Below are 26,306 nucleotides of genomic sequence, written 5' to 3' on the forward strand. Positions count from 1 at the left end.
CTCAGCACTCCTTCAGGCCGCTGGATTTATGCAGTACCCAGTCCACGACAAAGTTGACGCTGACGGTGATCAGCGCCACCGCCAAGGCGGGCAACAGCGGGCTGATATCACCGAAGGTGATCAGCACGGCGTTGTCGCGAACCATGCTGCCCCAGTCGGCGGTAGGCGGCTGAATGCCCAGGCCGAGGAACGACAGCGCACTGATGAACAGAAAAACGAAGCAGAATCGCAGGCCAAACTCGGCGATCAAGGGGGCTGCGGCATTGGGCAGCACTTCGCGGCTGACCAGCCACCACAGCCCTTCCCCACGCAACCGAGCCGCCTCGACAAAGTCCTGGACCACCACGTTCATCGCCACCGCCCGTGACAGACGAAACACCCGGGTCGCATCGAGCAGGGCAATCACCAGCACCAGCGAGGTGGCGTTGGTGCCGACCACGCTGAGGATCAGCAAGGCAAAGATCAGTTGCGGGATGGCCATGAGGATGTCCACCACACGCGACAGGCCCTGGTCGATCCAGCCCCCCTTGATGGCCGCCACCAGCCCGCAGAAGCCACCGACGGCAAACGCCAGCAGTGTGGTCAGGAAGGCAATGCCCAGGGTGTTGCGGGCGCCATAGACCAGGCGGCTGAACATGTCGCGGCCGAGGTTGTCGGTACCCAGCAGGAACTGCCCACCCCAAGGGGCAAAGCCTTCGCCAACCACCTCGGTTTCGCCAAACGGCGCCAGCACCGGGGCAAACAGCGCCACCAGCACATACAGGACAATCACCAGCAGGCCGAACTGGGCGCTCAGCGGCGCCCGCCACACTAATTTGATCAGGCTCATGGATTACCCCTTCGGATGCATCAGGCGTGGATTGCTGGCAATCGACAGCACATCAGCCGTGGTATTGAGCAGGATGTAGGTGGCCGCAAAGATCAGGCTGCAGGCCTGCACCACCGGGATATCGCGTTTGGCCACCGAGTCAACCAGCAACTGCCCGAGCCCCGGATAGACGAACACCACCTCGACCACCACCACGCCGACCACCAGGTAGGCCAGGTTCAACGCCACCACGTTGATGATCGGTGCCAGGGCGTTGGGCAAGGCATGATGAATGATGATGCGCGCCGGGCTGATGCCCTTGAGCCGGGCCATCTCGATATACGGGCTGGCGAGCAGGTTGATCAGCGCCGCGCGGGTCATGCGCATCATCTGCGCGATGACCACCAGACTCAGGGTCAGCACCGGCAACAGCGAGCGCTCCAGTACCTCGCCCATACCTGCCCCCGGCGCCAGGTTGGAAATACTTGGCAGCCAGTTGAGCTTCACCGCGAACACCAGAATCAGGATGTAGGCGACAAAGAACTCCGGGAACGACACGGCACTCAGCGCACTGGTATTGAGCAGCCGGTCGAACCAGCTGTTGCGGTACAGCGCCGCAAGCATGCCGAGGACCAGCGCCACCGGTACGGAGACCAGCGCTGCCAGCAACGCCAGGGTGAAGGTATTGCCCAGTCGAGCGGCAATCAGCTCAGCAATTGGCCGCTGGTTGGCCAGCGACAAGCCCAGGTCACCGTGCAGCAATTGCCAGGCCCAGTGGCCGAAGCGGGTCAGCGCCGGCACATCCAGGCCCAGTTGGGCACGCAGTGCCGCCACCGTTTGTGGCGTGGCGGCTTGGCCGAGCATGGCCTCGGCCACGTCACCGGGCAGCATGCCCACGGCCAGGAAGATGATCACCGACACCGCGAACAGCGACAACAGGCCCAGGGCCAGGCGCTGTGCAAGCAGTTTGCAAAGACTATTCACCGGACAGTTCCTCGAACAGACACAACGAAAGGTGCTAATGCGCTGGGGTGGTTATGCCTGCCACCAGCGTTCGATCAGGCGCAAACCGTCCAGCTCGCCGTAAGGCGCGGTCACTGCGCCATGGGCGACACGCTTGGAGCGGGCCGCCACGGAACTGGCGAACAGCGGCACAATCGCCCCGCCATCGTCGCGGCACAGGGCCTGCATTTCGTTGTACATCTCCTGGCGCAGCGGCGCGTTCATCTCGCCACGGGCAGCGTTGAGCAACTGGTTGAAGCGTGGGTTGTCCCAGTGTGTCTCATTCCAGGCCGCGCCCTTGGCGTAGCCAATGCTGAACATCCGGTCAGCAGTCAGGCTGCTGTAGAAGAATGAGGTGGTGAACGGTTGCTTCATCCACACATTGCTGAAGAAACCGTCGGCCGGCTCGCGCACCACGTCGATATCGATACCCGCCTGACGCGCCTGCTCCTTGAACAGCACCGACGCATCCACTGCTCCGGTGTAAGCGGCATCGGAGGCTTGCAAGCGCACCTTGAGCGAATCGAGCCCGGCCTGACGCAGGTAAAAGCGCGCCTTGTCCGGGTCGTAGCTGCGCTGCTCCAGCGCAGTGTTGATAAAGCGGCTGCCGGGCTGGATCGGGTGATCATTGCCGAGTTGGCCATAGCCGTAGAGCACCGTAGCGAGCAAGGTTTCACGGTTGATCGCGTGCTTGAGGGCCAGGCGGATGTTGTTGTCCTGGAACTGCGTGCTGTCGGTCAGCATCGGAAAGGTGTAGTGCTGGGCGCCTTTGGTTTCTTCGATCACCAGGTTCGGGTTGCGCTTGAGCAAGGCCACGGTTTTCAGGTCGACCTTGTTGATCACATCAACCTGACCGGTGACCAGGGCGTTGACCCGCGCCGCGCCGTCGGAGATGGCCAGCAACTCAGCGCTGGCAAAATGCGCCCGTCCCGCTTTCCAGTAGTCCGGGCTGCGTTCCAGGTCCATGCGCACGCCCGGTTCGAAGCCCTTGAGGCGATAGCCGCCGGTACCCACGCCAGACTGCCAGTCGGCTGCGCCGTCCTTGGCCGGCATGATCGCCAGATGATAGTCGGCGACAACATAGGCGAAATCGACGTTGCCCGAATGCAGCTCGAACACCACCGTATCGTTGCCCTCGGCGCGCACCTGCGCCACATCACCGAGCACGGTCTTGGCTGCCGACGTGGATTTGTCGCCCAGGTGATGCTGGATTGAAGCCACTACATCGCTGGCATCCAGGGTCTTGCCGTTATGGAACGTCACGCCCTTGCGCAGGGTGAAGGTCCAGATCCGCGCATCCGGGCTCAGTTCCCAGCGCTCGGCCAGCTCCGGAATGGCGCTGCCATCCACGGCGATCTCGCTGAGGGTGTTGTACACCGCAGAGAAGCCGACAAAGGTGAAGGTATCGCTCCAGGTGCCCGGGTCGCGCGAATCGGTGGTACTGCCACCGGCCAGGCCCATACGCAGCACGCCGCCGGCTTTGGGCGTGGCTTCCTCAGCCCAACCACGCATCGGCAAACCCAGGGAGAAGGCCCCGGCCACCGCTGCTGCAGCGGCGCTGTATTTGAGAAAATCGCGACGCGGCAAGCCGCTGTCGTGCATCGCTTGAGTAATTTTGTTGTTGTTATCGCTCATGGCATTGCCCCTGTTGAACCGCAGAGAAAAGGATTCAGCCGACCTCGCACGCATCGATGCTGCAAATATTTGTAATTGTCATCGTGACAAATACATTAGACTCAATCCCACACCGCTGCCAAGCCCCTGATGGGCTAACCTGTGGGAGTTTTTTTCAAAGGATTCTGCAGACCATGAGCCAGTCGACCCGCCTGATCACCGCCTCGTACATTCTGTCGTTCGTGGCCGCCAACGCACCGCAAAAGCTGCGCACCGAGACCATCGCCAAATGGGTCAAGACCCACCCTACCCGCGTGCGCAGCCTGGTCTCACTGATGGTCAAGGCCAACATCCTCAAATCCTGGCGTGGCGCCCATGGCGGTCTGACCCTGGCCCGGCCGGCCAGTGAGATCACCTTGCGCGAGGTGTATGACGCCGTGCAGGAAAGCTCATTGATCGCCGAGAAGATCGATAACCCGTTCTCGGGCATGGAGGATCACTGCAAGGTGTTCGAGGTGTTCACACAACTGTTCGCCATGCTTGAAGCCAACATGCGTCTGGATTTGGGCGCGATTACCGCTGACCAGTTGTTCGTGGCGTTTGATAAGCCGGTCGAAAAGGCTGAGCAGGCTTAAACCGGCAGATGCTGCGTTGAAAACAGCCTCGGAATGCTCATTTACAACCCGTAAACTCCGCTTCTTCGGCTGTTTTCGCCTTGCCTGATCTTCGTCTCAAAACTTTTCATACAGAGCCTAGGAAGGAGGTGATCGCGAGACTGATGGTTTCATGAGTTGCCAACAAAAAACTGACAATTCCGGAAAACTTTAGGAAGCGTCTGACATCAATTTTTTACCGTCCTTATTAACGTGCTTAGCGGTGTAGCGTTTCCCCCTGTGGGCACAGCGCTGAACCACCGCTCACTGCTTAAGGACTAGCTCATGTTCACGTCGGCCAATGCGGCGCAGTTTGCGCTATCGATTCCCACGGTTCGCAATGATTTCCAGGTCCTGGCGTTTGAAGGCACGGAAGCCCTCAGCCGCTTGTACGCAATCCAGATTGAACTGGTCAGCGAGTACCCCAACCTTGATCTTGAAAGCCTCCTCAGCCAACCGGCGTTTTTGCGCTTTGGCCTGAATGGCGAAGGCCTGCATGGGAGGATCGAAAATGTGCGGGTCGCTGACGCCGGTCAGCGCCTGACCCGTTACCAGCTGACCCTGGTGCCGGCGCTGCACTACTTGCAGTTCAGCCACAACCAGCGAATTTTCCAGCAACTGACCGTGCCACAGATCGTTGCCCAGGTGCTCAAGGAACATGGCATCCAGGCTGATGCCTTTACCTTTCATGTCAGCGCCAGCCCAGCGCGCGAATACTGCACTCAATATTTCGAAAGCGACTTCGCGCTGATTCAGAGACTGTGCAGCGAAGAAGGCATTGCCTGGCACCATCAACACAGCCCGGACGGCCATCACCTGGTGTTCACCGACGACCAGACCTTTTTCCCCACCCTGAACCCTGTCCCCTACCAGCAAGACGCCGGACTGGTTGCGGAGCAGCCCGTGGTCAGCCAGTTTTCCCGGCGCTTGAGTACCCGCACCAGCACGGTGACCCGGCGTGACTACGACCTCAATCGCCCCAGCCTGCTGCTGCAAAGTCAGTTCACCGCCGAGTTCACACCGGCCCTCGAAGACTATCGCTACCCACAGCGGCTCGAAACCGAAAAACGCGGCAGGCAGCTTGCCCGCCGGGCCCTGGAACGCCATCGCAGTGACTACCAATTGGCCGAAGGTCAAAGCGACCAGCCGTTTCTGCGCAGCGGCCACTTTTTCAAGCTGACCGAGCACCCGCGTCAGGCGTACAACGACTTGTGGCTAGTGCTCAGTGTCAAGCATGAAGGCAAACAGCCGCAGGTGCTTGAGGAGTCCGCCGGCAGCGGCACCTCGCCTGCAGACGGCTTTACCCAGGGCTATCGCAACTGCTTCAGCGCCATCCCTTGGGAGGTGTTCTACCGCCCGCCGCTGGTTACCCGCAAGGCGGTGCTGGTCAGCCAGACAGCCCGGGTTACTGGGCCCGCGGGCGAGGAAATCTACTGCGATGAGTTTGGCCGGGTCAAAGTCGAGTTCCATTGGGACCGCGCCGAGCTGAGCAGTGACAAGAGCAGTTGCTGGATACGCGTGTCGTCCAGCTGGGCGGGGGCCGGCTTTGGTGCGGTGAGCATTCCGCGCATCGGCATGGAAGTGGTCGTGACCTTTCTCGAGGGCGATCCTGACCAGCCGTTGATTACCGGTTGCGTGGCCAACACGCTCACACCGCAGCCCTATCCGCTGCCAGCCCACAAGACCAAAACCGTACTGCGTAGCCGCAGCACACCGGACAACGGTGGCTACAACGAACTGTCGATTGAAGACCGCAAAGGCCAGGAGTTGATCTACCTGCGGGCTCAGCGTGACCTGGAGCACAAGATCGAACACGACAGTCGCCTGGAAGTCGGTAACGAACGTCGAGAAACCATCAAGGGCAACAGCATCGCGGTGTTGGAGGCTGAAGACCAGCGCACTGTCACCGCGGACCGAAAGGTCGAACTCAAGGCCAATGACTACCTGCAGATTGCCAGCAGCAGCCATGCCCGGATCGGGCAAGCGCTGGTGGTTGAAGCCGGTCAGCAAGTCCATCTCAAAGCAGGCGCCAATTTAATTCTCGATGCTGGGGCCAGTATCACCTTGAAAGGCGGTGGTCAGCACATTGTCATTGGCCCCGGTGGCATTTTCAGCAGCACTGAGATTCAGCTTGGTGGAGCCCCCATGCTGGGCGCAGCTGCGCTACAGGCGACACCAACGTCGCTTGCGCCGCTCAGCGCACCACTGCCGAGCATTGCCACTCCACTGCCGATCGTGGCTAGCGCCCAACAACAGGCGGCAGACTATTGCCCGCTCTGCGAAGCATGTCGCAATGGCTTGTGCAGCAGCGGAGAGCACGCATGAATCCTCTGGAACAATGGCTGCATGCGCAAGCCGAACACGGACGACGGATCTACCTGGTGCTGGACGCTGATGGCCAACTCGAAGAGCGCAATGCACTGATCGCAGTGCTGGACAGCGACCAGTACCGCAATCTGTACGTTGGCACACTGGCGGCCTCCTTGGCGGATATGGCGCCCTACCTTATTCAGCTTGAATCGACAGAGCACCCAGCCCTCCAGACACTCCTGCATACCCCCGGGCGCAATTGGGGCTGGCTGGGCAGCGCTGAAACCGGTGACCTCGAAACGCTGACCAGACATTGGCAAGATCGGTTGATATCGGGAGAGCGACCAAACCAGGCGCTCTATCGTATCCACGATAACCGGGTATTAGGTCGTGCGCTGGCCTTCCTGCTACCCGAGCAGCGTCCGGACTTTCTCGGGCCGTTATCCAGCGTGTGCTACTGGCACGCCGACCAATGGCAGAGCGCCAACAACCCCGCCCCTGGCATGTACCCGCTGCCGCCCGATCCGACGTGGTCGAAAACCCCTATCCCAGAGGCCACCTTCACGGGCCAGCAGTTCGAAAACACCCGACGCTACCTGGTGCGTGAACACTCGGAGCGTTTGATCACGCTGGTCGAACAGTACGATCTGGACACCTGGCTGCGACAACAACTCGAGCTTGCTCGCACCTGGCAATGGCGGGAGCCCGAACAGATCCGTTTTTTACTGACGCAAAGCTTACAAGCGTCGAGTTACGCGCTACCCAAGGCCTGGCTGCCCAAGCCTGCTGAAACGCCGTCGATGCACTTTGATCGCTTGTACCAGGAAGCACTGTACTGGCAGGGGGATGCGCCCCTATGAAACGGCTCATCCGATGCCTGATCGCTGGCAGTAGTCTGGCGCTCATCGCTGGCTGCTCCGCCATGGGGAAATCCAACACTTTTATCTTTACCGCCGACTTACCGCCGAATTTCGCTTATGCCGCAAGGGCCAACTATGTACCCGCCAAGGGCGAGACTTGCACAGTGCCTGGCGGAAGAAATACGCAGATCGGTTTCAATGTTGAGGAATGGCGAACTGAATACAAGCCTGACTCGGAAATCGAACTGCACAGGACGGTGAGCGGCTGTCCATTGGTGCTGTATAGCATTCAACTCAATATCTACGCGAAATATGGAACACACCGAGGCGACTTTGGCAGTGACTTCGGAAAAGTAGCCGTGCGCGCCCAGCTGGATGAACGCGACAAAGACACCTTCAACGCGAAGGGTGAAAGCGAATTTTACGGCCAGTGCCAATGGCTGTTTCGCACTATTGGCCCCAAGCGTTATATCGCCAAGATCCTCGACTGCAAAGACACCGATGCCCAAGGGAATTTCACCCGAGGGCATCCGTTTGCTGCGTACACCTTGGATCAGCTACCCGGTAAGACCGTGCGTCTGAGGATCAAGCAAGCCTCAGAGGAAAGACCGGCTGTTGGAGATACCTGGGTAAAAGTTCCGGATGGGTGGAAGCGCTGCATGGGCGAAAACTTTGAAGATCAATATGCGTTTTGCAGGGGCAACCACAAAGACTTCAGCACCTTCCGTATGCCAGATGGTCGCGACACCTGCACCATTTACCCCGGTTGTACTGAAGACAAGGAGGTGACCCCATGAAGCTAATGGTACTGCCAAGGAAATGCCCCGTATGAAACACCTTATTCAATACCTGATCGCTGGCAGTTGTCTGGCGCTCATCGCTGGCTGCTCCGCCATGGGGAAATCCAACACTTTTATCTTTACCGCCGACTTACCGCCGAATTTCGCTTATGCCGCAAGGGCCAACTATGTACCCGCCAAGGGCGAGACTTGCACAGTGCCTGGCGGAAGAAATACGCAGATCGGTTTCAATGTTGAGGAATGGCGAACTGAATACAAGCCTGACTCGGAAATCGAACTGCACAGGACGGTGAGCGGCTGTCCATTGGTGCTGTATAGCATTCAACTCAATATCTACGCGAAATATGGAACACACCGAGGCGACTTTGGCAGTGACTTCGGAAAAGTAGCCGTGCGCGCCCAGCTGGATGAACGCGACAAAGACACCTTCAACGCGAAGGGTGAAAGCGAATTTTACGGCCAGTGCCAATGGCTGTTTCGCACATCAGGCGGCTTGCGTCGCATTGTAAAAATCCTCGACTGCAAAGACACCGATGCCCAAGGGAATTTCACCCGAGGGCATCCGTTTGCTGCGTACACCTTGGATCAGCTACCCGGTAAGACCGTGCGCTTGAAGATCAAACAAGCTGCCGAGGAAGAACCTTACATGAGGGATACCTGGGTCAAGGTGCCTGGGGGTTGGAAACGCTGTATGGGCAAAGGTTTTGAAGACCAGCACGCTTTCTGCTACGGCAACCATAAAGACTTCAGCACCTTCCGTATGCCAGATGGTCGCGACACCTGCACCATTTACCCCGGTTGTACCGAAAACAAGGAGGTGACCCCATGAGTCTTGCACTGCCCCAACGTGATAGGCCATCCATGGATGGCAAAATGCTCGCTTGCCCATTGCGCGAACACGCGACCAGTTTTCAGTTGGTGGATGAGTTCGGCGAAGGGCTGCCATATGCCGGACTGACTTATCAAGTCATCGATCACGAAGACATTATCTACACCGGCACGCTGGATACTACAGGCTCTGGCAAAGTGGAAAACCACTATTGCGGCCCTATAGAGCTTCGACTGAATCAGGCATACCAAGGTCGTGAAGACGAATATAACGAATTGATAGGCCGGAAAAACTACCCGCTACCCATTACTGAACTGCAAGTCCGCGCCGAGAAAACCCGCTTCTTCAATAAGTCCGGCCTGCGTACGCAATCCAATCCTGCACAGGACAAGGCGGATGCAGGCGCTTTTTATCAGGTGGAAGTGCGTGAACTGGTGGAATATGGGGCCCATTTGCCACCGCTGGCCGCACGCCATTTCCCTCCCAACTTCCATGTATTTAAGCTGTTCCGACCGCTACCCGTTAAAGGCAAGGCAGGTTACAAGCCTGAATTGGCCAAACGCTTTGGCCTTCCGCTGCTGCCGAACAAGCACCATGTACTGGAAGTACGCCCGTTGCGGGCGTTGCGCCCGATGCTCTCGACCAGCAACGAGTTCTGTGTGCTCAACCTGTACCAGTTCGCATTGATGGCGACCTTGAGTTACACCCCGTTTGGTCAGAAACCCGACGAACAACCTGTGCGGGGTAACACCGTGACCTTTCCGTTGCAGCCTAGCAGTGGCAATTGGTTCGGTGACGCGTTGGCCAAAGCCGACGAAATCTGGCAGGTGGACACTGACCAGAAAGCAGAGAAGCCCTACTACCCCCTCTATGAAGACGTGCCCTATTCCAAACGCTTGGAAATCGTGCCGTTTGACCCGCAGCTTTACCCGGAGGTAAATGACCCCGAGTTAGGGGACCAACAGGAAAATCCGGCCGCCATTCACTTTCTCGATGACCGCAAACGGAAAAACAATACCGACAGCCAAGCCTTCATCACACACAATGATGAAGTGATATTGATTGCGGTGCGTGGTACGAATGAAAAACCGTGGGATCTGCTAACGGACATCGATGCACAACAGGTGCCTTTTGAAGAGGGCATTGGCCAAGCTCACCACGGATTTTATAGTGCGGCAAAAGTCGTCTATGACTTCGTGACAACCTACCTTGATAAATTCTACAGCGGACAAAAAATCATTATCACCGGTCACAGCCTGGGCGGCGCCATTGCTTTGTTATTGGCTGAAATGCTACGGCGCCGGGAAGGCTTCACTTACGACCTATTACTCTATACCTATGGCTCTCCACGAGCCGCTGACCAGACCTTTGTGGATGGAGCCGCAGCACTGCCCCATCATCGCATGGTCAACCACAACGACCCGATCCCCAGTGTGCCGGGAACCGGCATGGACACAAAACCCGGGGTGTTTGGCACGGGCCTGGCTGTCAGCTTTGTTAATGCGCCCTTGGGTATTTCGGTATTTTATGCCGGGGTCGCCAACCTCAGCGGCGCCCCCTATGCACACCACGGCACGCTGCATCACTTTATGCCGGTGAGGTTCGAGGACGGTCATCAGTCCCAGATACTTTGGGAGCCTGGCTGCGGGAGCATTACCAATAAAGCCTGTAATGAAATACTTCAGAAAAAGAATGGATTACCTACGCATCGCGCGTTTGAACCGTTCCTTTACATACTCAACCACTTGATGGTCGGGGGCTACGTCCCCAATAGTTGGGCCACGCTTCGTCGCTGGCAGGAGTCATTGGAGTTGGGTAGCAAGCTGGTGACCACACGTGAGTTCGTTTGGATTGATAGCGCCCTCCAGAGCATGAAGCAGCAGCTGGAAAAAATCTCTCGCCAATCCCGCCCCGATGCTTACTTACGCGCCCATGAGAAAGAGTACGCTGCACTCAGGGCTGAAATCGGCAAGATGCAAATAACGCGTGAGCGCCTAGTAGCGTTGCATGGCAAAGCAGCCAGCGAGAACGATGTCTATGGCCAGGCTGCAAGCCAATCTGAATGGCTGACAGACAGTCTTGCGCGTTGGAAAGCCCACGCCGAAAACACCGTAAAAGAACAACTGGCAATGGCCCCGCCGCCGGTGTTTAGCGATGACGAGGCCATTGCCGCTATCCTGGAAGGCCGCGAACCGGGTACGGGGTCGATGTTCGATATTGATTCATACTCCTAGGCTATCAAAGCTGGACAGCCTTGACCTCGACAAACTCGGCCAAGCCCTCCTCCCCCCACTCTCGGCCATTACCCGACTGCTTGTAACCGCCGAATGGCGCCTGATAGTTGAAGGCAGCGCCATTGACGAAGCACTGCCCGGCGCGCAGTTGCCGCCCCAGCTGCAAGGCGCGGTCGCGATCAGCGGCCCAGACGGCGCTGGACAAGCCAAAGGGAGAGTCGTTGGCCAGGGCAATCGCCTGGGCCTCATCGGCATAAGGGATCAGGCACAGCACCGGGCCGAAGATTTCCTCCTGGGCAATACGCATGCGGTTATCGACATCGGCGAACAGGGTTGGCTGTACATAGAAGCCCCGTTCAAAGCCCGGCGCACTGTCACCGCCACAGAGCAAACGCGCGCCCTCCTCTTGGGCGATGCGGATGTAATCCTGCACCGTGCGCCGCTGCGCCGCCGAACACATCGGCCCGAGGAAGCTCTGCGGGTCTTGCGGATCGCCCATGACCAGCTTGCGGGTCTCATCCACTGCGATCTCCAGCGCCTCGGCATAGCGGCTGGCAGGCAGCAACATGCGGGTCAAGGCGGTGCAGGTCTGCCCTGAGTTGATCATGACGTCCTGCACGCCATAACGCACGGCGGCGTCGAGGTCGGCATCAGCGCCAATCAGCAACGGCGACTTGCCGCCCAGTTCCAGGCACACGCGTTTCACCGTCGGCGCAGCAGCCTGAGCTACGCGTACACCGGCGCCGGTTGAACCGGTGAACGACACCATGTCGACTTGCGGATGCCGGGCCAGCGCCTCACCCACTTTCGAGCCGGGCCCGCTGACCAGGTTGAACACTCCGCCAGGCAAGCCGATGGCTTCGATCATCTCGGCCAGCAGGAACGCGTGTAACGGGGTTTCCTGGCTTGGCTTGACCACCACGGTGCAGCCGGCTGCCAAGGCAGGGGCCAGTTTGCCGATCAACTGGTGCAACGGGTAATTCCATGGGTTGATGAACGCGCAGACACCGACGGCTTCGCGGTACACCAGCGAATTACCGACCTCACGTACTTCATCCATCACGCCGGTCAGTTCAACGTATTGCTCAAGGCCGGCAATCGGCCCATCCACCTGAACGCTACGACACCACTGCACCGGCATACCTAGTTCGGCGGTGATAACACTGGCCATTTCCTCGGCACGAACCTTCAGTTGCGCGACCAGGGCCTGGATGTAACCTGCACGTACGCTCGACGGCGTGCGCGACCAGTCGGAAAATGCCCGGCGCGCTGCCGCTACGGCACGGTTGACGTCCTCTTCGTTACCCAGTGGCACGCGACCGGTGACCGTCTCGCTGGCAGGGTCGATCACCTCAGCCATGCCCTGCCCGCACGGCACCTGCCAGGTGCCGTCGATAAACAATCGGGAATATTCACGCATGGGCCTTGGCCTCCATCAGTTCAGCCGCGCAGCGAGCAATGCGTTGGCAGGCATCACGCAAAGGAGCTTCACCCAGTACCAGGCCCAGGCGGATATGCCCCGCTGCACTCGGACCGAAGGCTTCACCGGCCAGCACCGACACGCCATGACGGTCGAGCAAGCGGTTGGAGAAATCCTGAGCACTGAGGCCGGTTGCGCGGATATCGACCATCACGAACATGCCTCCGTCTGGCTTGAGCGCCTTCAGTCCCGGGCTATCGGCCAGGCACTGGCAAACCAGATCGCGGCGCTGGCGGTAGGCTTCGCGCATCGCATCCAGCGCTGGCAACTGTTGCTCCAGCGCTACCACGGCGGCGTCCTGGATAAAGTCTGGCGAGCCGTAAAGCATGCACAGCGCCAGATTTTCCAGGTGTGTGGCCAGCGCTGCCGAGCCCACCACCCAACCTACCCGCCAACCGGTCATGGCATGGGACTTGGACAGGCTGTTCAGGGTCGCCGTACGCTCAGCCATGCCCGGTAGGCTGCCGGGGCTGATGTGCTCACCTTCGTACAACAGTTCGCTGTAAACCTCATCGGAAATCAACCACAGGTCATGGCCGATACACAGTTCGGCCAGCGCTTCCCAGGTCGAGCGTGGCAGGCTTGCACCGGAGGGGTTGTGCGGGCTGTTCAGGGCCAGCGCCCGGGTGCGTGGGGTAATGCGCGCGGCAACCTCTTCGGGGCACACGCGAAAGCCGTTCTCGGAGCGCACCGGCACCGGTACCACGGTCGCGCCACAGGCGCCGAACACGGCTTCGTAGGTGACATACATCGGCTCAGCGACAATCACCTCGTCGCCGGGGTTGAGCAGGCACTGGGCGACGCAGAACAACGCGCACTGGGCACCCGCCAGCACCGTCACCTGATCGGCACTGACCGGCTGGCCGCTGCGCTGTTGGTGACGCCGGGCAATGGCTTGGCGTAACGCCAGTTTGCCGCGTACGTCCGAATAGTGAGTGTGGCCGTTCTGCAGGCTGTCGATGGCGGCCTGGACGATGGGCGCCGGGGTGTCGAAATCCGGGTCGCCGACCGACAACAGGAGAATGTCCTGACCTTTCGCCTGCAATTCGAGGGCGCGGTAATGGATATCCCAGGCGGCGGCGCCGTCACCGGCAATACGTTGAGTCAGATCGGAAAAACGCATGGCAATCTTCCTGAATAGGAATGGGCATTAGCGAGCGCAGGCATGCTTGAGCTCGATCAGGGTCACGCTATTACGGGCAAAGCCGGCACGCAGTTCCTGCTGCAGTTCATCGAGGCTGCCTGGTTGCGCGACTGTGCAGCCGAATGCCCGGCCCAGCCCGGCGAAGTCGGGGTTGCGCGGCAACACGCCGATGGGCTCGATATCCAGGTTGAGCATGTCGTCACGGATCTGCCCCAGCGCATCGTTGTTCCACAACAGCACGACCAAGGGACGATCCAGCTCTTCGACAGCCGTGGCCAGTTCCTGAGCGGTGTAAAGGAAGCCGCCGTCGCCGACCAGCACCAGCCCCGGACGATCCTCAGTGGCGAACATACCGCCGATACCCGCGGGCAGGCCGTAACCCAGGGTGCCGTAGCCGGTCGGGTGCAGCCAACTGCGCGGTGCGCGGCTGGCGAAGGCGTAGTTGCCGGTGTAGGCCAGTTGGGTCATATCGGTGCTGATAAAGGCGTTGTCTGGCAGCTCGGCCGCCACCCGGTCTAGAATCGCCTGGTGGATCGTCTGCAGCGGGCCATGCCCGGCCTTGACCGCCAGACGCAAGGCACTGACCGAAGCAATGGCCGCCTCGGGGTCGCGCTTGATGTCCGGCAAGTGCTCCAGCAAGGCGCCGATGGTCAGCCGTGCATCGCCCTGCAAGGCTAGCGCACAGGGATAAAAATCGTTGAACTTGCGAGGATCGATATCCACCCGCAGCAGCTCGCCATTGAGTTCCAGGCGTTCACGCCAGAAATCGGTGTCGGCCATCTCGGTGCCCACGCCCAGGATCACATCGGCTTCGGCGATCAGCTTCCAGCCAGGCTCGACGCACAGGCTTGCTCCGGCATTGAGCGCTGCCCCCGGGGCCAGCAGACCTTTACCGGCAACGCTGGTAAACAGTGGCGCCGCCAAGCGGGTACTCAGTTGCTGCAGCGCATCGGCAGCCTGCAACGCGCCGCCACCGGCGATGATCATTGGTCGTTTAGCCCCTGCCAGCTTGGCCGCTGCCTCTTCCAGCAGGCTACTCGCCGGCAAGCCACGGCTTGGGCGGCGGACCACTTCAGTGCTCCAGTCACGCTTGACCGGCGCCGCCAGCACATCCAATGGCACCGAAATATGCACCGGGCGTGGCCGTTCACTGTCAAACACCGCATAGGCGCGAGCAATCAGCTCCGGCAAGTCCTCAGTGCTCAAGGCCACGGCGGAAAACGCCGTGATCGGTGCGGTCATGGCACGCTGATCCTGGGTCTCGTGCAAGCAGCCCCACCCTTTGCCCAGGCTGGCGGTGTGGTTGACGCTGGAAATCACCAGCATCGGGATCGAATCGGCGTACGCCTGGCCAATGGCGGTAGCGGCGTTGGTGACACCCGGCCCGGTGATGACAAAACACACACCGGGCTTGCCGCTGACCCGGGCATAACCGTCGGCCATAAAGCCTGCGCCCTGCTCGTGGCGGGTGAGGACGTGACGAATGCCGCTGCCGGGCAGGCCGCGGTACAGCTCCAGGGTATGCACCCCGGGAATACCAAACACCGTGTCGACGCCGTAGTTGGCCAACAGGCGGACTAAAGCCTGGCCGCCGGTCAATGAACTGTTGTGCATGTTGTTCTCCTTACGCCCGGCCGAGGCGAATCAACGCATCGACCGCGGTGGTGCCCTGGGCACCGACCATTAATGGGTTCACATCCAGTTCCAGCAACTGCCCGGCGTTCTCGCAGGCGTAGTCGGCTACGGCGCGGATTGCCGCGACCAGTGCATCCAGGTCGGCGTGCTCACGGCCACGGAAGCCCTGGAGCAGGCTGGCACTGCGCAAACCGAGGAGCGCAGCGCGAATGGCGCCGTCTGTGGTTGGCAACAGCAAGGTCTTGCTGTCCTTGAGCAGCTCGACGAGGATGCCGCCCGCACCGATCACCAGGGCCAGAGCGAAGTCGTTTTCGCGCTTGATGCCGACAATCAGCTCGGCAAGCGGCGCACTGGCCATGGGCTCGAGCAGCACCTGGTCAAACGGTACTAGCGGTGCATAGGCGCCAATCCGTACGCGCATTTGTTGCAGTGCGCCGTCCAGCGCTTGCGCGTCACGCAGGTTCAACGCCACCGCCCCGGCTTCAGTCTTGTGCGGCAACTGCGCGCTGACGGCCTTGAGCACCAAGGGATAGCCCACGGTCTGCGCGGCCTTGACGGCCTGATCGGCTGTACTCAGTACGCCTGCGGGAACGGGCAAGCCGAAGGTCTTCAATGCCTGTTTGGAGTCCCACTCGTTGAGCAGTTCGCTGTCGCCTTCAAGCGCTTGCGGGCACAGCGGCACCAGCGCCGACTCGCCCAGGTCGAGCAAGGCCTGACGGTTGCTTTGATAAGCTGCGATTCGCCCCCAGGCCGCCAGTCCGTCCTCAACCCCTTGCAACGCCGCAATGCCATGGCCATGCAAGCGCTCGCGGGCACTGGCCGGGAGCAGTTCAGGGAAGGCCGACGTGACAAAGCCGATTTTGCCGTGGCGTTTGAGCGCGGCGCTGTACAGCTCCAGCAGCAGGTCGCACTCCTTGCGCTCGCCGGTAAACTCGGCCGGATAGTCGAGCACCAGCATCGCCGCGTCGGCTTCGCTGCGCAGAGCGCTGTCGAGCATACGTTCAAGGGCGGCGCCGTCGCCCCAGATTGCCGTGGTGAAGTCCAGCGGGTTGACCAGGTTGGCGTACACCGGCAGTACCTGGGCCAGCTCATCGACCTGACCGGCATCGAGCTTGGGCAGGCTCAGGTCATTGCGTTCGGCGTAGTCGGCGATCAGCCCGGCGTCGCCCCCGGAACAGGCCAGGGCGATCAGGCTACGGCCTTTGGGCAAGTTGCCGCAGGCGGCAGCCTTGAGGGTTTCGGCAAAACTCACCGGGCCGCTGACGCGGATCACCCCCAGACGCTGGAACAGGCTGTCGTAGAGTGCATCGGAGCCGGACAGCGAGCTGGTGTGACTCAGGGCCAGCTCAGCGCCGATCTGCGACACCCCAGTTTTCAGGGCGATGATCGGAATGCCCTTCTCCAGCGCCTTGTGCGCGGCACGGGCAAAGCCCGGAACGTTTTTCAGCCCCTCCAGGTGCAGGCCGATGGCGGTCACCCGTGGTTCGTCCAGCAGTACATCCATCAGCTCGGCGATGCCCAGCTGTGCCTGGTTGCCGACCGAGGCCATATAAGCCACCGGCAACGAACGGTCGCTCATCGACAGGTTGTAGGCGAAGTTGCCGCTCTGGGTCAGGATCGCCACGCCCTTCTCTACCGCCTTGCCGCCGTGCGCCACCGGCCACAGGGCGCTGTTGTGCAGATAGTCGAGCAGGCCATAGCAGTTGGGACCGAGCAAGGCCATGTTGCCGGCGGCGTTGAGCAGTTGCTGTTGCAACGCCAGGCCTTCGACGCCAGCTTCGGCAAAACCCGAGGCATAGCAAATCGCCCCGCCGGCATCGATAGCGGCCAATTCAGCGACGCAGGTCAGCGTCAGTTCACGGTTAGTGGCGATAAACACCGCGTCCGGGCCGCAGGGCAGCTCGGCGACACTGCGCACACAAGGAATACCATCGATGCTGTCGTGCTGCGGATTGACCAACCACATCTGGCCTTGATATCCGCCTTCGGCACAGCGTTTGAACGCCCGCGCCATGCTGCGCCCGCCGACGAAGGCCAGGTGACGTGGCGCCAGCAAGCGTTTCAGGTTGTCACGAATCGATTGCGACATAAGCATTCTCCGGGCCGATCAACGCAACAGGGGGCGCAGCAGTTCACGGGAAATGATGTGCCGCTGAATCTCCGAGGTGCCCTCCCAGACCCGTTCGATCCGCGCGTTGCGCCAGATTCGCTCGACCGGGCTTTCATCCATCAGGCCCATGCCACCGAAAATCTGCACGGCTTCGTCGGCGACTTTGCCCAGCACTTCACTGGCAAACAGCTTGGCCATACCGGCCTCGCCATCGGTCATGCTGCCCTGGTCCATCTTCCAGGCCGTGTGCAGGGTCAACAGTTCTGCGGCGCGGATCTGCGTGACCATGTCGGCCAGCTTGAAAGACACCCCTTGATAGGTGCCGATCGGCTGGCCGAACTGTTTGCGGTCCGCCGCCCATTGCAGGGAGACGTCCAATGCCCGCTGAGCCTGGCCAACGCAGTTGGCAGCCACCATCACCCGGCCGGCGGTAAGCCAGGCATTGGCCACTTCCCAGCCCTTGCCGACTTCGCCCAGCACCTTGCTGGCCGGGACCCGGCAGTCATCGAAGAACATCTCGTAGGTGTGATAACCACGGTTGCTCACGCACTTGGGGCCGCGGCGAATAGTCATGCCAGGGGTGCCACGGTCAACCAGGAAGGCGGTGACCGCATTGCGCTTCTTGCCATTGTGTTCATAGGTGTCGGTCACCGCGAAGACAATGGCGAAATCGGCATGCCCGGCATGGCTGATGAAATGCTTGCTGCCATTGAGGACAAAATGGTCGCCCTCACGCACGGCGCGGGTCTTGATGGCATTGGCGTCGGAACCGGCGCCAGGTTCGGTCAAGGCAAAGCAGTCGACCTTCTCACCCTGGATGCACGGCAGCAGGTAGTCGTTGATCTGCTCATCCTTGCACGCCATAAGGATCTTCGAGGGGCGCGCGACAAACACATGCACCGCCCAGGACACCTTGGACAGCTCGCGCTCGATCAGCGCCTGAGACACGTAATCTAGACCGCCACCGCCGACCTCCTCGGGCATGTTGAAGGCATAGAAGCCCGCAGCGATGGCCTTGCCACGAATCTGCGCTGCCAGTTCCGGCGACACCTCGTCAGCGCGGTCGACGGCCTCCTCGTGGGGCAGCAGCTCCTTGGCGACAAAACTGCGTACCGCTTCCACCAACATTTCTTGTTCTTGGGTCAGTTGGAAATTCATCGAATGTTCCTGAAGAAGGTCGTGTAAGTAGTTATTTACCAACGAATTTTGCAGCGCGTTTTTCAACCGCAGCGCGTAATGCCTCGGTGCCATCCTCGCTGCGCCCACACAGCAGGCCAGCAGCAAGTTCGGCCTGCAGCTGTTCGCCCAGGGTGCGTTGCGCACCGTCACGTATCAGGCGTTTGGTTTGGGCGAAAGCGAAGGTCGGGCCATTGGCCAGGCGTCCGGCCAGTTCTGCGGTAACGGCCAACAGCTGGTCATCGGCGCACACCTCGCCCACCAGCCCGGCGGCCAGTGCACGTTCGGCGCCCCAGAGCTCATCGAGAAACAGCAGACGCTTGGCCTGTTCGCTGCCGATCAACCGCGGCAGATGCCAACTGGCGCCGGCATCCGGGCTGTAGGCCATGCTGGTGTAGCCCGCCTTGAAACGGGCTGACGCGCCGGCTACCCGCAGGTCGCAGCACAAGGTCAAGTCCATCCCGGCGCCGACGGCGGTACCGTTGATGGCGGCGATGGTCGGTTTGTCGAGACTGTGCAGACGTTGCATCAAAGCGTGCGCGGTCTCGGTCCAGCCATAGCTTTCCAGCGCACCCCGTGCCTCGGCCTCAGCCCATTCGGCCAGGTCTGCCCCGGCGCAGAAACTGCGGCCACTGCCGGTCAGCACCACCACGCGTACCGCGGAGTCAGCGTTGCAGTCATCGAGCAACGCATGGAGTTTCTTCAGACTGGGGATGTCCAGCGCGTTGCGCTGCTCAGGACGATTGAGCGTGATCCAGGCAACGCCGGCTTCGACTTTGCTCAGCAGTGACGGGGAAGTAGTCATAGGGGCCTCGAATTATTCTGGTTGGCGTGAGGGGTGTAGACTTGAGGCCATACTAAACGAGTGTTCAACAAGGAAACAATCGAAGAAATAAGTGATGTAACAGATTAAGTTACACATATATCTATTTGTTTTTATTGAAATTAAATTCGCTCAACAATGAAATGATCTGACTACTGTTACAACTTCGCACAACTGGCGGTCCTACCGCCGAAAGCAAGAGCAAAGCGAATTGTGCTGTTGATCTTGATCTGCTTTTGATCTTGATTCACCTGCCCCGTTAACCAGTAGGGCCGAGTGGAGGTGTCGTGGAGGAGCTAGCGCGCAGCGCCTTCGGCGTAAGCCGAAGATGCGAAGCGTAGAGTTGCTTGCAACTCGTAGCTCGCAATGCCCCGTAGCGGCACTGGAAGGAGGGAACCCGAAGCGCAGCGTAGGGCCCCTGGTGGGGCAAGCCCTTTGCTTACTTTGGGGCGACTGCCAAAGTAAGCCGCCGTAAGGGCGGAAAGGTGATTCAGCGCCGCATTGGCAAATGGATATGTCCACAAACTCGTGCGCCTCATCTCGGGCTTGTTCAGCGTACGTGCTGGCGTCAGTGCTGACGATGCGCTGGTGCATGCCTTGCTGTACCTCAGATGCCCGTACCACCGTAATAGAAGAAGAATCAGACTGCGAAAAAAACGCGACAGGTGTCTGTCGCGTTGTTCGGTGGATTACGACCGCTTCGCGCTCGATCGCCGGCAAGGCCGGCGATTGGGCTTCACACCGACGGCGCCAACACCACCTGCCGCTTGCGATTGATGAAGAAGTACGCCGCATAACACACTGCGATAAAACCAAACCCCCAGTACAACGACGGGCGCTGCGTCTCATCCAGCGCCAGGAACACAAACAGCGAACTGCACAGGGTGATACAGAGCAGCGGCACCAGCGGGTACAACGGCGCGCGGTACTTGAGATCGGTAAGCTTGCCTCCTTCACGCAGGAACGCCTTGCGGAAACGGTACTGCGCCAAGGCAATCACGATCCAGGTCACGGTCCCGGACATCCCGCTCACCGCCATCAACACCATGAACAGCGTGTCGGCAGCAACAAAGCTGGTCATCAGCGACACCAAGGCAAAGCACAAGGTGATGCTCAGCGCCCGCAGCGGCACGCCGCGCTTGCTCAACGGCGACAGGCTCTTGGGCGCCATACCGGTCTTGGACATGGCCCAGAGGATGCGCGTCGAGGCATACAACCCGGAGTTGCCCACCGAGAGAATCGCCGTAAGGATCACGAAGTTCATCAAGTCCGCGGCATAGGGAATGCCGACCATGTCGAACACCTGCACAAACGGGCTTTCCATCAGGCCAGCCTGCTGCCAAGGGACAATCGCCGAGAGCACCACGATCGCCAGCACATAGAAGATCAGCACGCGGAACACCACGTTGCGCACGGCGCGCGGGATGCTCTTTTCCGGCTGGTCAGTTTCACCCGCCGCCACGCCCATGATCTCGCAGCCCTGGAAGGCGTAGACCACGGTCATCATCACCGCGAACACCGCCGACAGGCCGTTGGGGAACAGCGAATCCCCGATCAGGTTGCTCATCATCGGTGCCGGCGCTCCGCTGGTCAGCGGGATGGCGCCGAAGATCACCAGCACGCCAACGATGATGAAGCCAAGGATCGCCGCGACCTTGATCCCCGAGAACCAGTATTCGGCTTCACCAAAGGCACGGGTGGCCAGGGCGTTGAGACCGAACAGTACCACCACGAACAGCGCCGACCAGTACCAGATCGGCACCTCGGGGAACCAGCGCACCATCAACATGCCGGCAGCCGTGAACTCCAACCCCACGGTCGTCGCCCAGCTCATCCAGTACACCCAGCCGATCATAAAACCGGTGGCCGGGCCGATGTACTTGGTCGCATGAGCCTGGAACGAGCCGGACACCGGCATCTGCACCGACAGCTCACCGAGGCAGACCATCACCAGGTACATCAAAAAGCCCGCCACCAGATACGCCAGTATCGCGCCCACCGGCCCGCCCTGGTTGATGGTCACCCCCGAGCCCATGAACAGCCCGGTGCCAATCACACCACCGAGCGACAGCATGAAAATGTGCCGGCTCTTCAGGGCCCGGGTCAGGTGGATACCTTTACGTTCGGTTGATTCGGTCATGTCGGCACCTCAACAATGGCTGAAGTGCGAAAGGGAATGACGGTAGCGCGGGGACGGATCAGCTTTACGGCAGTTCATTATTATTATCTCCAATAAGCTTCGAAGACCGCGTGCAGTGCGGTTGCCATCGATTATTGGAAAACGATGTAAGGTGCTGTTGTACGTAAAGATCGAAGATGTAAAAAGTCGTAAGTTTTTTGTACGTCAGCGCTGGAGCACCTGTTTCAGGGTTCGCCGCGCCTGCAGAAACTGTTCGCTCAAGGGCGCGACCAAGGCCATTAACGTCGGTTGATCATCGGCCAGCGCAGCGTCTTCCAACTGGCGCAGCACCCGCGCCAAGCCACGAAAACCCAACGAGTCACCGCTACCGGCCAAGCGATGGGCCAGATGAGCAATTTCCGTGCAGTCGCGGGCCTTGAGCGCCTCGCTGAGCGCCTCTTGATGCTGATCAATGGCCTGCGCCAACACGCCGAGCAAGCCTTGGACCTTCTGTTCGCCGAGCAACGTACGGTGGGTCTGCAGCAACGACCAGTCCATGCCCGTGTTTTCGCTCGCCGCGTCGACCACCGGTGCCCCCTCGGCCAATGCCTGACGCAGGCTGTCCAGCTTCAGCGGCTTGGCCAGGACCCCTTGCATGCCCGCCTGCAGATAGCCCTGCACCAGCGCCGGCTGGACGCTGGCAGTCAAGGCCAGGATCCGGCTGTGGCGGTTCGCTCCGGGGCTAGTACGTAGTTGCCGGCACAGCTCGACACCACTGATGCCGGGCAGATGCACATCGAGCAGGATCAGGTCGAAACGCCGTTGCTGGCACAAGGTCATGGCCTGCCCTGCTTCCTCGGCGAACCACACCTGATGGCCATCACGCTTTAGCAGGCCGTGCACCACGTCGCGGTTGAGCGCCACATCCTCGACCACGAGGATGTCCAGGCCGGTCACCGGTTGCACTGCCGGGATGGTCACCTGCGGCATGTCCCCGGGTTTCACGGCAAGTTCGAACCAGAAGCAACTGCCCTGCCCCTCGACACTGTCCAGGCCAATGCGACCACCCAATTGCTCGACCAGGTGTTTGCAGATCGCCAGCCCCAGCCCGGTCCCGCCATAACGCCGGGCCACCGCTTCGCTGGCCTGGGTGAAACGATCGAAGATCCTCGCCTGCACGGCTGGCGCGATGCCGATGCCGTTATCGCTGACGCTGATCCGTACCTGTTGCGCGCCACCTTGCTCGGCCAATACCTGAACCTGAAGGCTGACCTGGCCGTTTTCAGTGAACTTGATCGCATTGGCCAGCAGGTTGCTCAGTACCTGGCGCAGGTACTGTTCAGCGCCCTGCAGCGGCTCAGCTAACTGCTGATCGATGGCACAGCTCAAACGGGTGCCGTTGTTCGCGGCCTTCGGTTCAAGCAGGGTCATGACTTCATCGCACAGCTGGCGCAGGGAAAAGTCGACCACCTCGGGGCGGCTTTCACCCTCTTCCAGGCGGGCGAAGTACAGCACTTCATTGAGGATGCTCAGCAGCCCCTCCCCAGCTTTGGCCAGTGCTTGCAGGCGTTTACTGTCTTGCACGCCAAGACCGGCACTGCGCAACAATTCAGCCATGCCGAGAATGCCATTGAGCGGGGTACGCAATTCATGGCTCATGGTGGCGAGAAAGCGCGACTTGGCCAGGTTGGCCGCCTCGGCGTCGTCCTTGGCGCGCATCAGGCTGGCGGTGCGCCGTTCGACCATTTTCTGCAGCTCGTCGCGCTTGTCCTGCAAGGCCAGGCGATCCACCTCACGCCGCTCGATGTCAGTCAGAATCGCCCGGCGCATGTCATCCAAGGCATGGGCGACGGTGTCGATTTCGTCCGCACGGGCCGAGCGGCGCTTGTCCAGGTGCAAGGGCTCCTGCCAATCACCGCCAGCAATGCGCCGGGCGAACTCGGCCATGACCTGCAAGTGACGGGTCACCAGGCGGTAAAACAACCCGGACAGGGCCACCGCCAGGCCGCAAAGAAATACGCTCATCCACAACAGGCTGGTCAGCCCGGTGGCAAACAGGCGACGGTGCACCGCGCCCAGGTCGATGCTCACCTCAAGCTCACCAAGATGACGCAAAGGTCCCGATGGTGGCTGGTAATCCAGGGCAAAGCGCTCGATGCGCAAAGGCCCTGGCGGATTGCCCTCGCCTTGCAGCAAGTTGAAGTCAGCGCTGCTCAGACGCACCCGGGCAACATCGGAAAAGTCCACCAGGCCACGCAGCTGCACGCTCAGCTGCTCCTGGTTGAGGTCCCACAGGCTGCGCTCGAGGCTGGCCAGGTAACCGACACGGATCAACGCCATGCGCGCGTCGATATCACGCATTTCACGTCGGTACTCGAAGTACAGTTGCACCGTGCTGGCGAGCACGGTAAAGCACAGGCTGAACAACAGGATGAACAGCAGCAGACGCCGCAGCAAACCACCGGGTTGCAGGCGGCTCATCGGGCGTCTGCCGGCAGGTTGATCATGTCGCGATAGGTCACTTCGCTCTGCTCCAGCCAGCGCTCGATCTCACCGGTGTCAGTCATGCGTTGCAATTGCTGGTTGATCTGATCCATACGCTGGCTCAACTCGGAATGCCGCGACACCGCGACCCGTAGGTAATCCACGCTGAGCGCGGTCGGCAGCACCTGGATATCCTCAGCCCCAGGCAAGTGCTCAATGAACAGCTGGCCCGTGCGGCGCTCCTGGATGACAAAGTCGATGCGCCCGCGAATCAGCTTGCCGAAGTTTTGCGCGCTGGAAGACACCCACTCGATATTCTGGTGTTTGGCCACAAACTGGTCGAATTGCGGTCCGTAGCTTTCACCGAACAACAGCCCACCGCGGTAGTTGGCCAGGTCTTCAAGGCGGGTAAAGTTTACCGGTCGCTGACGGTTGAAAAACACGGCCACTTCTTCGCGCAACACCGGCACTGTGGAAAACCGCATGCCCTGGTCACGCTGATCGCTGTTGTAGGCCAAGACCACATCCACCCGCCCTTCGGCAGCGTCCAGCAGGCAGCGCTTCCAGTTGCCCAGCACGACGATCTCCACCTCATAGCCCAGCCGCCCAAACAGCTGCTTGACCACGGTCGGCGCCAGGCCACGCACCTGGCGGCCATCGCTCCAGGAAATCGGCGGGTACACCGGGTAATCGCAATAGCGAATGCGCTCGCTGGCCTGCACCTGGGCACTGAGCGCCAGCACCGCCAGGCATACCCGCCGCCACATGAACGTCAGGCCGCCACGCTGGCGGTAAACAGGTAGCCGGCGCCGTGGATGGTGATGATCAACTGCGGCTCGGCCGGATCGTCGTGCAGTTTGCGCCGCAGGCGCCCGACCAGAACGTCGATGGAGCGGTCGTTGGGCACCCATTCGCGGTTGCGGATCTGGTCCATCAGTTGGTCGCGGCTCAAGGTATGGCCGCTATTGCGCAGGAACACACTGAGCAATTGAAATTCGCCATGGGTCAACAGGGTTTCGCCCCCCTGTGGGTCAATCAGACGGCGGCGGTCGGTGTCCAGCGCCCAGTCGGCAAACTGCTTGAGGGCATGACTGTTGCTGGCGGTCGGCTTCGAAGCCTGGGCATGACGTACCCGGCGCACCAGGTTCTTGGTCCGCGACACCAGTTCACGGGGGTTGAGCGGCTTGATCACATAGTCGTCAGCGCCGCACTCGAGGCCGACGATACGGTCGATGTCGTCGTTGCGCCCGGTAATGAGGATGATGCCGACTTCTGAGCGTACCCGCAGCTCACGGGTCAGGGTCAGACCGTCTTTGCCCGGCAGGCGGATGTCGAGCATCACCAGGTCGACGCTGTGGCTGGCAAGGAAATGTTCGGCCTGCTCAGCCGTTTCGGCACAGTGAACGTCGTAGCCTTCCTGGGACAGGTAGGCGTGCAGCAAGTCGCGAATAAGCGGATCGTCGTCGACGATCAGTACCCGAGGCGTCATTGCGTGTTGTCTCTTATAGGAATTGTTCTGTGACTCGCGAGCGCAGCGTACCCCTTACTGAACGACCGATCAACAGCCCTCGGTCAGGGTGAAGCGCTTGCGTCCGCCCGCTTGCAGGCCATCGACCCAGGCCTCGCAGATCTGTACACCCTGCTCCGGGGTGAAGGTGCCGGGGTTGAGCCCCGATTCCAGCCACAGGCCGTCGAGCAAGGCGCTCAGGCTGATCGCCGCCAGATCGGCATCGAAGGCCTGCCAGCCCTCCTCCTGGGCCAGCTCGCCTAGCAGACGGCCGAGTTCGTTACGGTACTCACTGTAGGAGTGATCGTGCACCTGGTTGATCGCCTCGGCGGTTTTCACTGCCCCCCAGAACGCCAGCCAAGCATCGAGCAACTGCGGGTCAAGCAGTTCGGCGCAAAATGAGCCACGAAAGAACGCCGACAAGCGTTCACGGGCGTTGGGCGCCGCCTGAGCCATGGCCTCGCGCAGTAGGCCCATGACCCGTCCGGTGACCGCCATGTAGGCTTCGGCCACCAGCTCGTCCTTGCCCGAATAGTGGTGACTGATCAGCCCCACCGAGACCCCGGCCTCGGCCGAAATCTTGCGGATCGAGGCGCCCTGGAAGCCGTGGCGCTTCAGACACACCAGGGTTGCCTCGACCAGATTGGCCTTGCGCAACTCCGGGACCATACGGCTGTAACGGGCTTCCTGGGTCATGGATAGGTCTCGGGACGGTCAA

General features: G+C 60.5%; 20 protein-coding genes. 6 read left to right on the forward strand and 14 right to left on the reverse strand.

What is annotated here, in order from left to right; genetic code table 11:
- Position 1 precedes the first annotated feature (1 nt).
- From CX511_RS14840 to CX511_RS14850, 3 genes are read right to left on the reverse strand one after another with little or no spacing between them, the layout of a single operon-like run.
- On the reverse strand, positions 2–829 hold the full coding sequence (locus tag CX511_RS14840; RefSeq protein WP_101292263.1) for an ABC transporter permease: 828 nt from the start codon (positions 827–829) through the stop codon (positions 2–4).
- A 3-nt stretch (positions 830–832) separates the two neighbouring features.
- On the reverse strand, positions 833–1,792 hold the full coding sequence (locus CX511_RS14845) for an ABC transporter permease (RefSeq protein WP_101292262.1): 960 nt from the start codon (positions 1,790–1,792) through the stop codon (positions 833–835).
- A 51-nt stretch (positions 1,793–1,843) separates the two neighbouring features.
- Positions 1,844–3,445, reverse strand: a complete 1,602-nt coding sequence (locus CX511_RS14850) for an ABC transporter substrate-binding protein (RefSeq protein WP_045185941.1) — start codon at positions 3,443–3,445, stop codon at positions 1,844–1,846.
- A 173-nt stretch (positions 3,446–3,618) separates the two neighbouring features.
- Between CX511_RS14850 and CX511_RS14855 the strand changes: the two genes are divergently transcribed.
- From CX511_RS14855 to CX511_RS14880, 6 genes are all read left to right on the forward strand, one after another.
- The gene (locus CX511_RS14855) at positions 3,619–4,059 is read left to right on the forward strand and encodes an RrF2 family transcriptional regulator (protein WP_045185939.1); all 441 of its coding nucleotides are present in this window, start codon (positions 3,619–3,621) and stop codon (positions 4,057–4,059) included.
- 303 nt (positions 4,060–4,362) lie between these two features.
- On the forward strand, positions 4,363–6,402 hold the full coding sequence (locus tag CX511_RS14860) for a type VI secretion system Vgr family protein (protein ID WP_220639150.1): 2,040 nt from the start codon (positions 4,363–4,365) through the stop codon (positions 6,400–6,402).
- Positions 6,399–7,247: a DUF4123 domain-containing protein gene (locus tag CX511_RS14865; protein ID WP_101291772.1), complete on the forward strand. Its 849-nt coding sequence runs from the start codon at positions 6,399–6,401 to the stop codon at positions 7,245–7,247. Before CX511_RS14860 ends, CX511_RS14865 begins: the two co-directional genes overlap by 4 nt.
- Positions 7,244–8,044 (forward strand): hypothetical protein, encoded by an 801-nt coding sequence (locus tag CX511_RS14870; RefSeq protein WP_220639151.1) that lies wholly within the window; start codon positions 7,244–7,246, stop codon positions 8,042–8,044. The genes CX511_RS14865 and CX511_RS14870 overlap by 4 nt, the downstream gene beginning before the upstream one ends.
- 31 nt (positions 8,045–8,075) lie before the next feature.
- Positions 8,076–8,876: a hypothetical protein gene (locus CX511_RS14875; RefSeq protein ID WP_220639152.1), complete on the forward strand. Its 801-nt coding sequence runs from the start codon at positions 8,076–8,078 to the stop codon at positions 8,874–8,876.
- A complete protein-coding gene (locus tag CX511_RS14880) occupies positions 8,873–11,110 on the forward strand; it encodes a lipase family protein (RefSeq protein ID WP_101293463.1) in 2,238 nt (745 codons plus the stop codon). Before CX511_RS14875 ends, CX511_RS14880 begins: the two co-directional genes overlap by 4 nt.
- 4 nt (positions 11,111–11,114) lie before the next feature.
- On the opposite strand, the gene CX511_RS14885 is transcribed toward CX511_RS14880, so the two are convergent.
- From CX511_RS14885 to CX511_RS14935, 11 genes are all read right to left on the reverse strand, one after another.
- A complete protein-coding gene (locus CX511_RS14885; protein ID WP_101293464.1) occupies positions 11,115–12,530 on the reverse strand; it encodes an aldehyde dehydrogenase family protein in 1,416 nt (471 codons plus the stop codon).
- Complete coding sequence (locus tag CX511_RS14890; protein ID WP_101293465.1) at positions 12,523–13,713, reverse strand: pyridoxal phosphate-dependent aminotransferase; 1,191 nt, start codon at positions 13,711–13,713, stop codon at positions 12,523–12,525. The genes CX511_RS14885 and CX511_RS14890 overlap by 8 nt, the downstream gene beginning before the upstream one ends.
- A 27-nt stretch (positions 13,714–13,740) precedes the next feature.
- Positions 13,741–15,348, reverse strand: coding sequence for a 5-guanidino-2-oxopentanoate decarboxylase (locus CX511_RS14895; protein WP_101293466.1), 1,608 nt, complete (start codon positions 15,346–15,348; stop codon positions 13,741–13,743).
- Between the two features lie 10 nt (positions 15,349–15,358).
- On the reverse strand, positions 15,359–17,458 hold the full coding sequence (locus tag CX511_RS14900) for an acetate--CoA ligase family protein (RefSeq protein WP_101293467.1): 2,100 nt from the start codon (positions 17,456–17,458) through the stop codon (positions 15,359–15,361).
- Positions 17,459–17,476: 18 nt separating this feature from the next.
- The gene (locus CX511_RS14905; RefSeq protein WP_101293468.1) at positions 17,477–18,637 is read right to left on the reverse strand and encodes an acyl-CoA dehydrogenase family protein; all 1,161 of its coding nucleotides are present in this window, start codon (positions 18,635–18,637) and stop codon (positions 17,477–17,479) included.
- A 31-nt stretch (positions 18,638–18,668) separates the two neighbouring features.
- Positions 18,669–19,460: an enoyl-CoA hydratase/isomerase family protein gene (locus CX511_RS14910; protein ID WP_101293469.1), complete on the reverse strand. Its 792-nt coding sequence runs from the start codon at positions 19,458–19,460 to the stop codon at positions 18,669–18,671.
- A 754-nt stretch (positions 19,461–20,214) separates the two neighbouring features.
- On the reverse strand, positions 20,215–21,618 hold the full coding sequence (locus CX511_RS14915; protein WP_045182912.1) for an amino acid permease: 1,404 nt from the start codon (positions 21,616–21,618) through the stop codon (positions 20,215–20,217).
- A gap of 204 nt (positions 21,619–21,822) precedes the next feature.
- The gene (locus CX511_RS14920) at positions 21,823–24,078 is read right to left on the reverse strand and encodes an ATP-binding protein (RefSeq protein ID WP_101293470.1); all 2,256 of its coding nucleotides are present in this window, start codon (positions 24,076–24,078) and stop codon (positions 21,823–21,825) included.
- Positions 24,075–24,848, reverse strand: coding sequence for a substrate-binding periplasmic protein (locus tag CX511_RS14925; RefSeq protein WP_045182915.1), 774 nt, complete (start codon positions 24,846–24,848; stop codon positions 24,075–24,077). The genes CX511_RS14920 and CX511_RS14925 overlap by 4 nt, the downstream gene beginning before the upstream one ends.
- Positions 24,849–24,853: 5 nt before the next feature.
- Positions 24,854–25,570, reverse strand: coding sequence for a response regulator (locus CX511_RS14930; protein WP_045182918.1), 717 nt, complete (start codon positions 25,568–25,570; stop codon positions 24,854–24,856).
- A 69-nt stretch (positions 25,571–25,639) separates the two neighbouring features.
- Positions 25,640–26,284, reverse strand: a complete 645-nt coding sequence (locus CX511_RS14935) for a TetR family transcriptional regulator C-terminal domain-containing protein (RefSeq protein WP_101293471.1) — start codon at positions 26,282–26,284, stop codon at positions 25,640–25,642.
- Positions 26,285–26,306 lie beyond the last annotated feature (22 nt).

The sequence above is a fragment of the Pseudomonas sp. S06B 330 genome (genome assembly GCF_002845275.2).
Taxonomy (GTDB): domain Bacteria; phylum Pseudomonadota; class Gammaproteobacteria; order Pseudomonadales; family Pseudomonadaceae; genus Aquipseudomonas.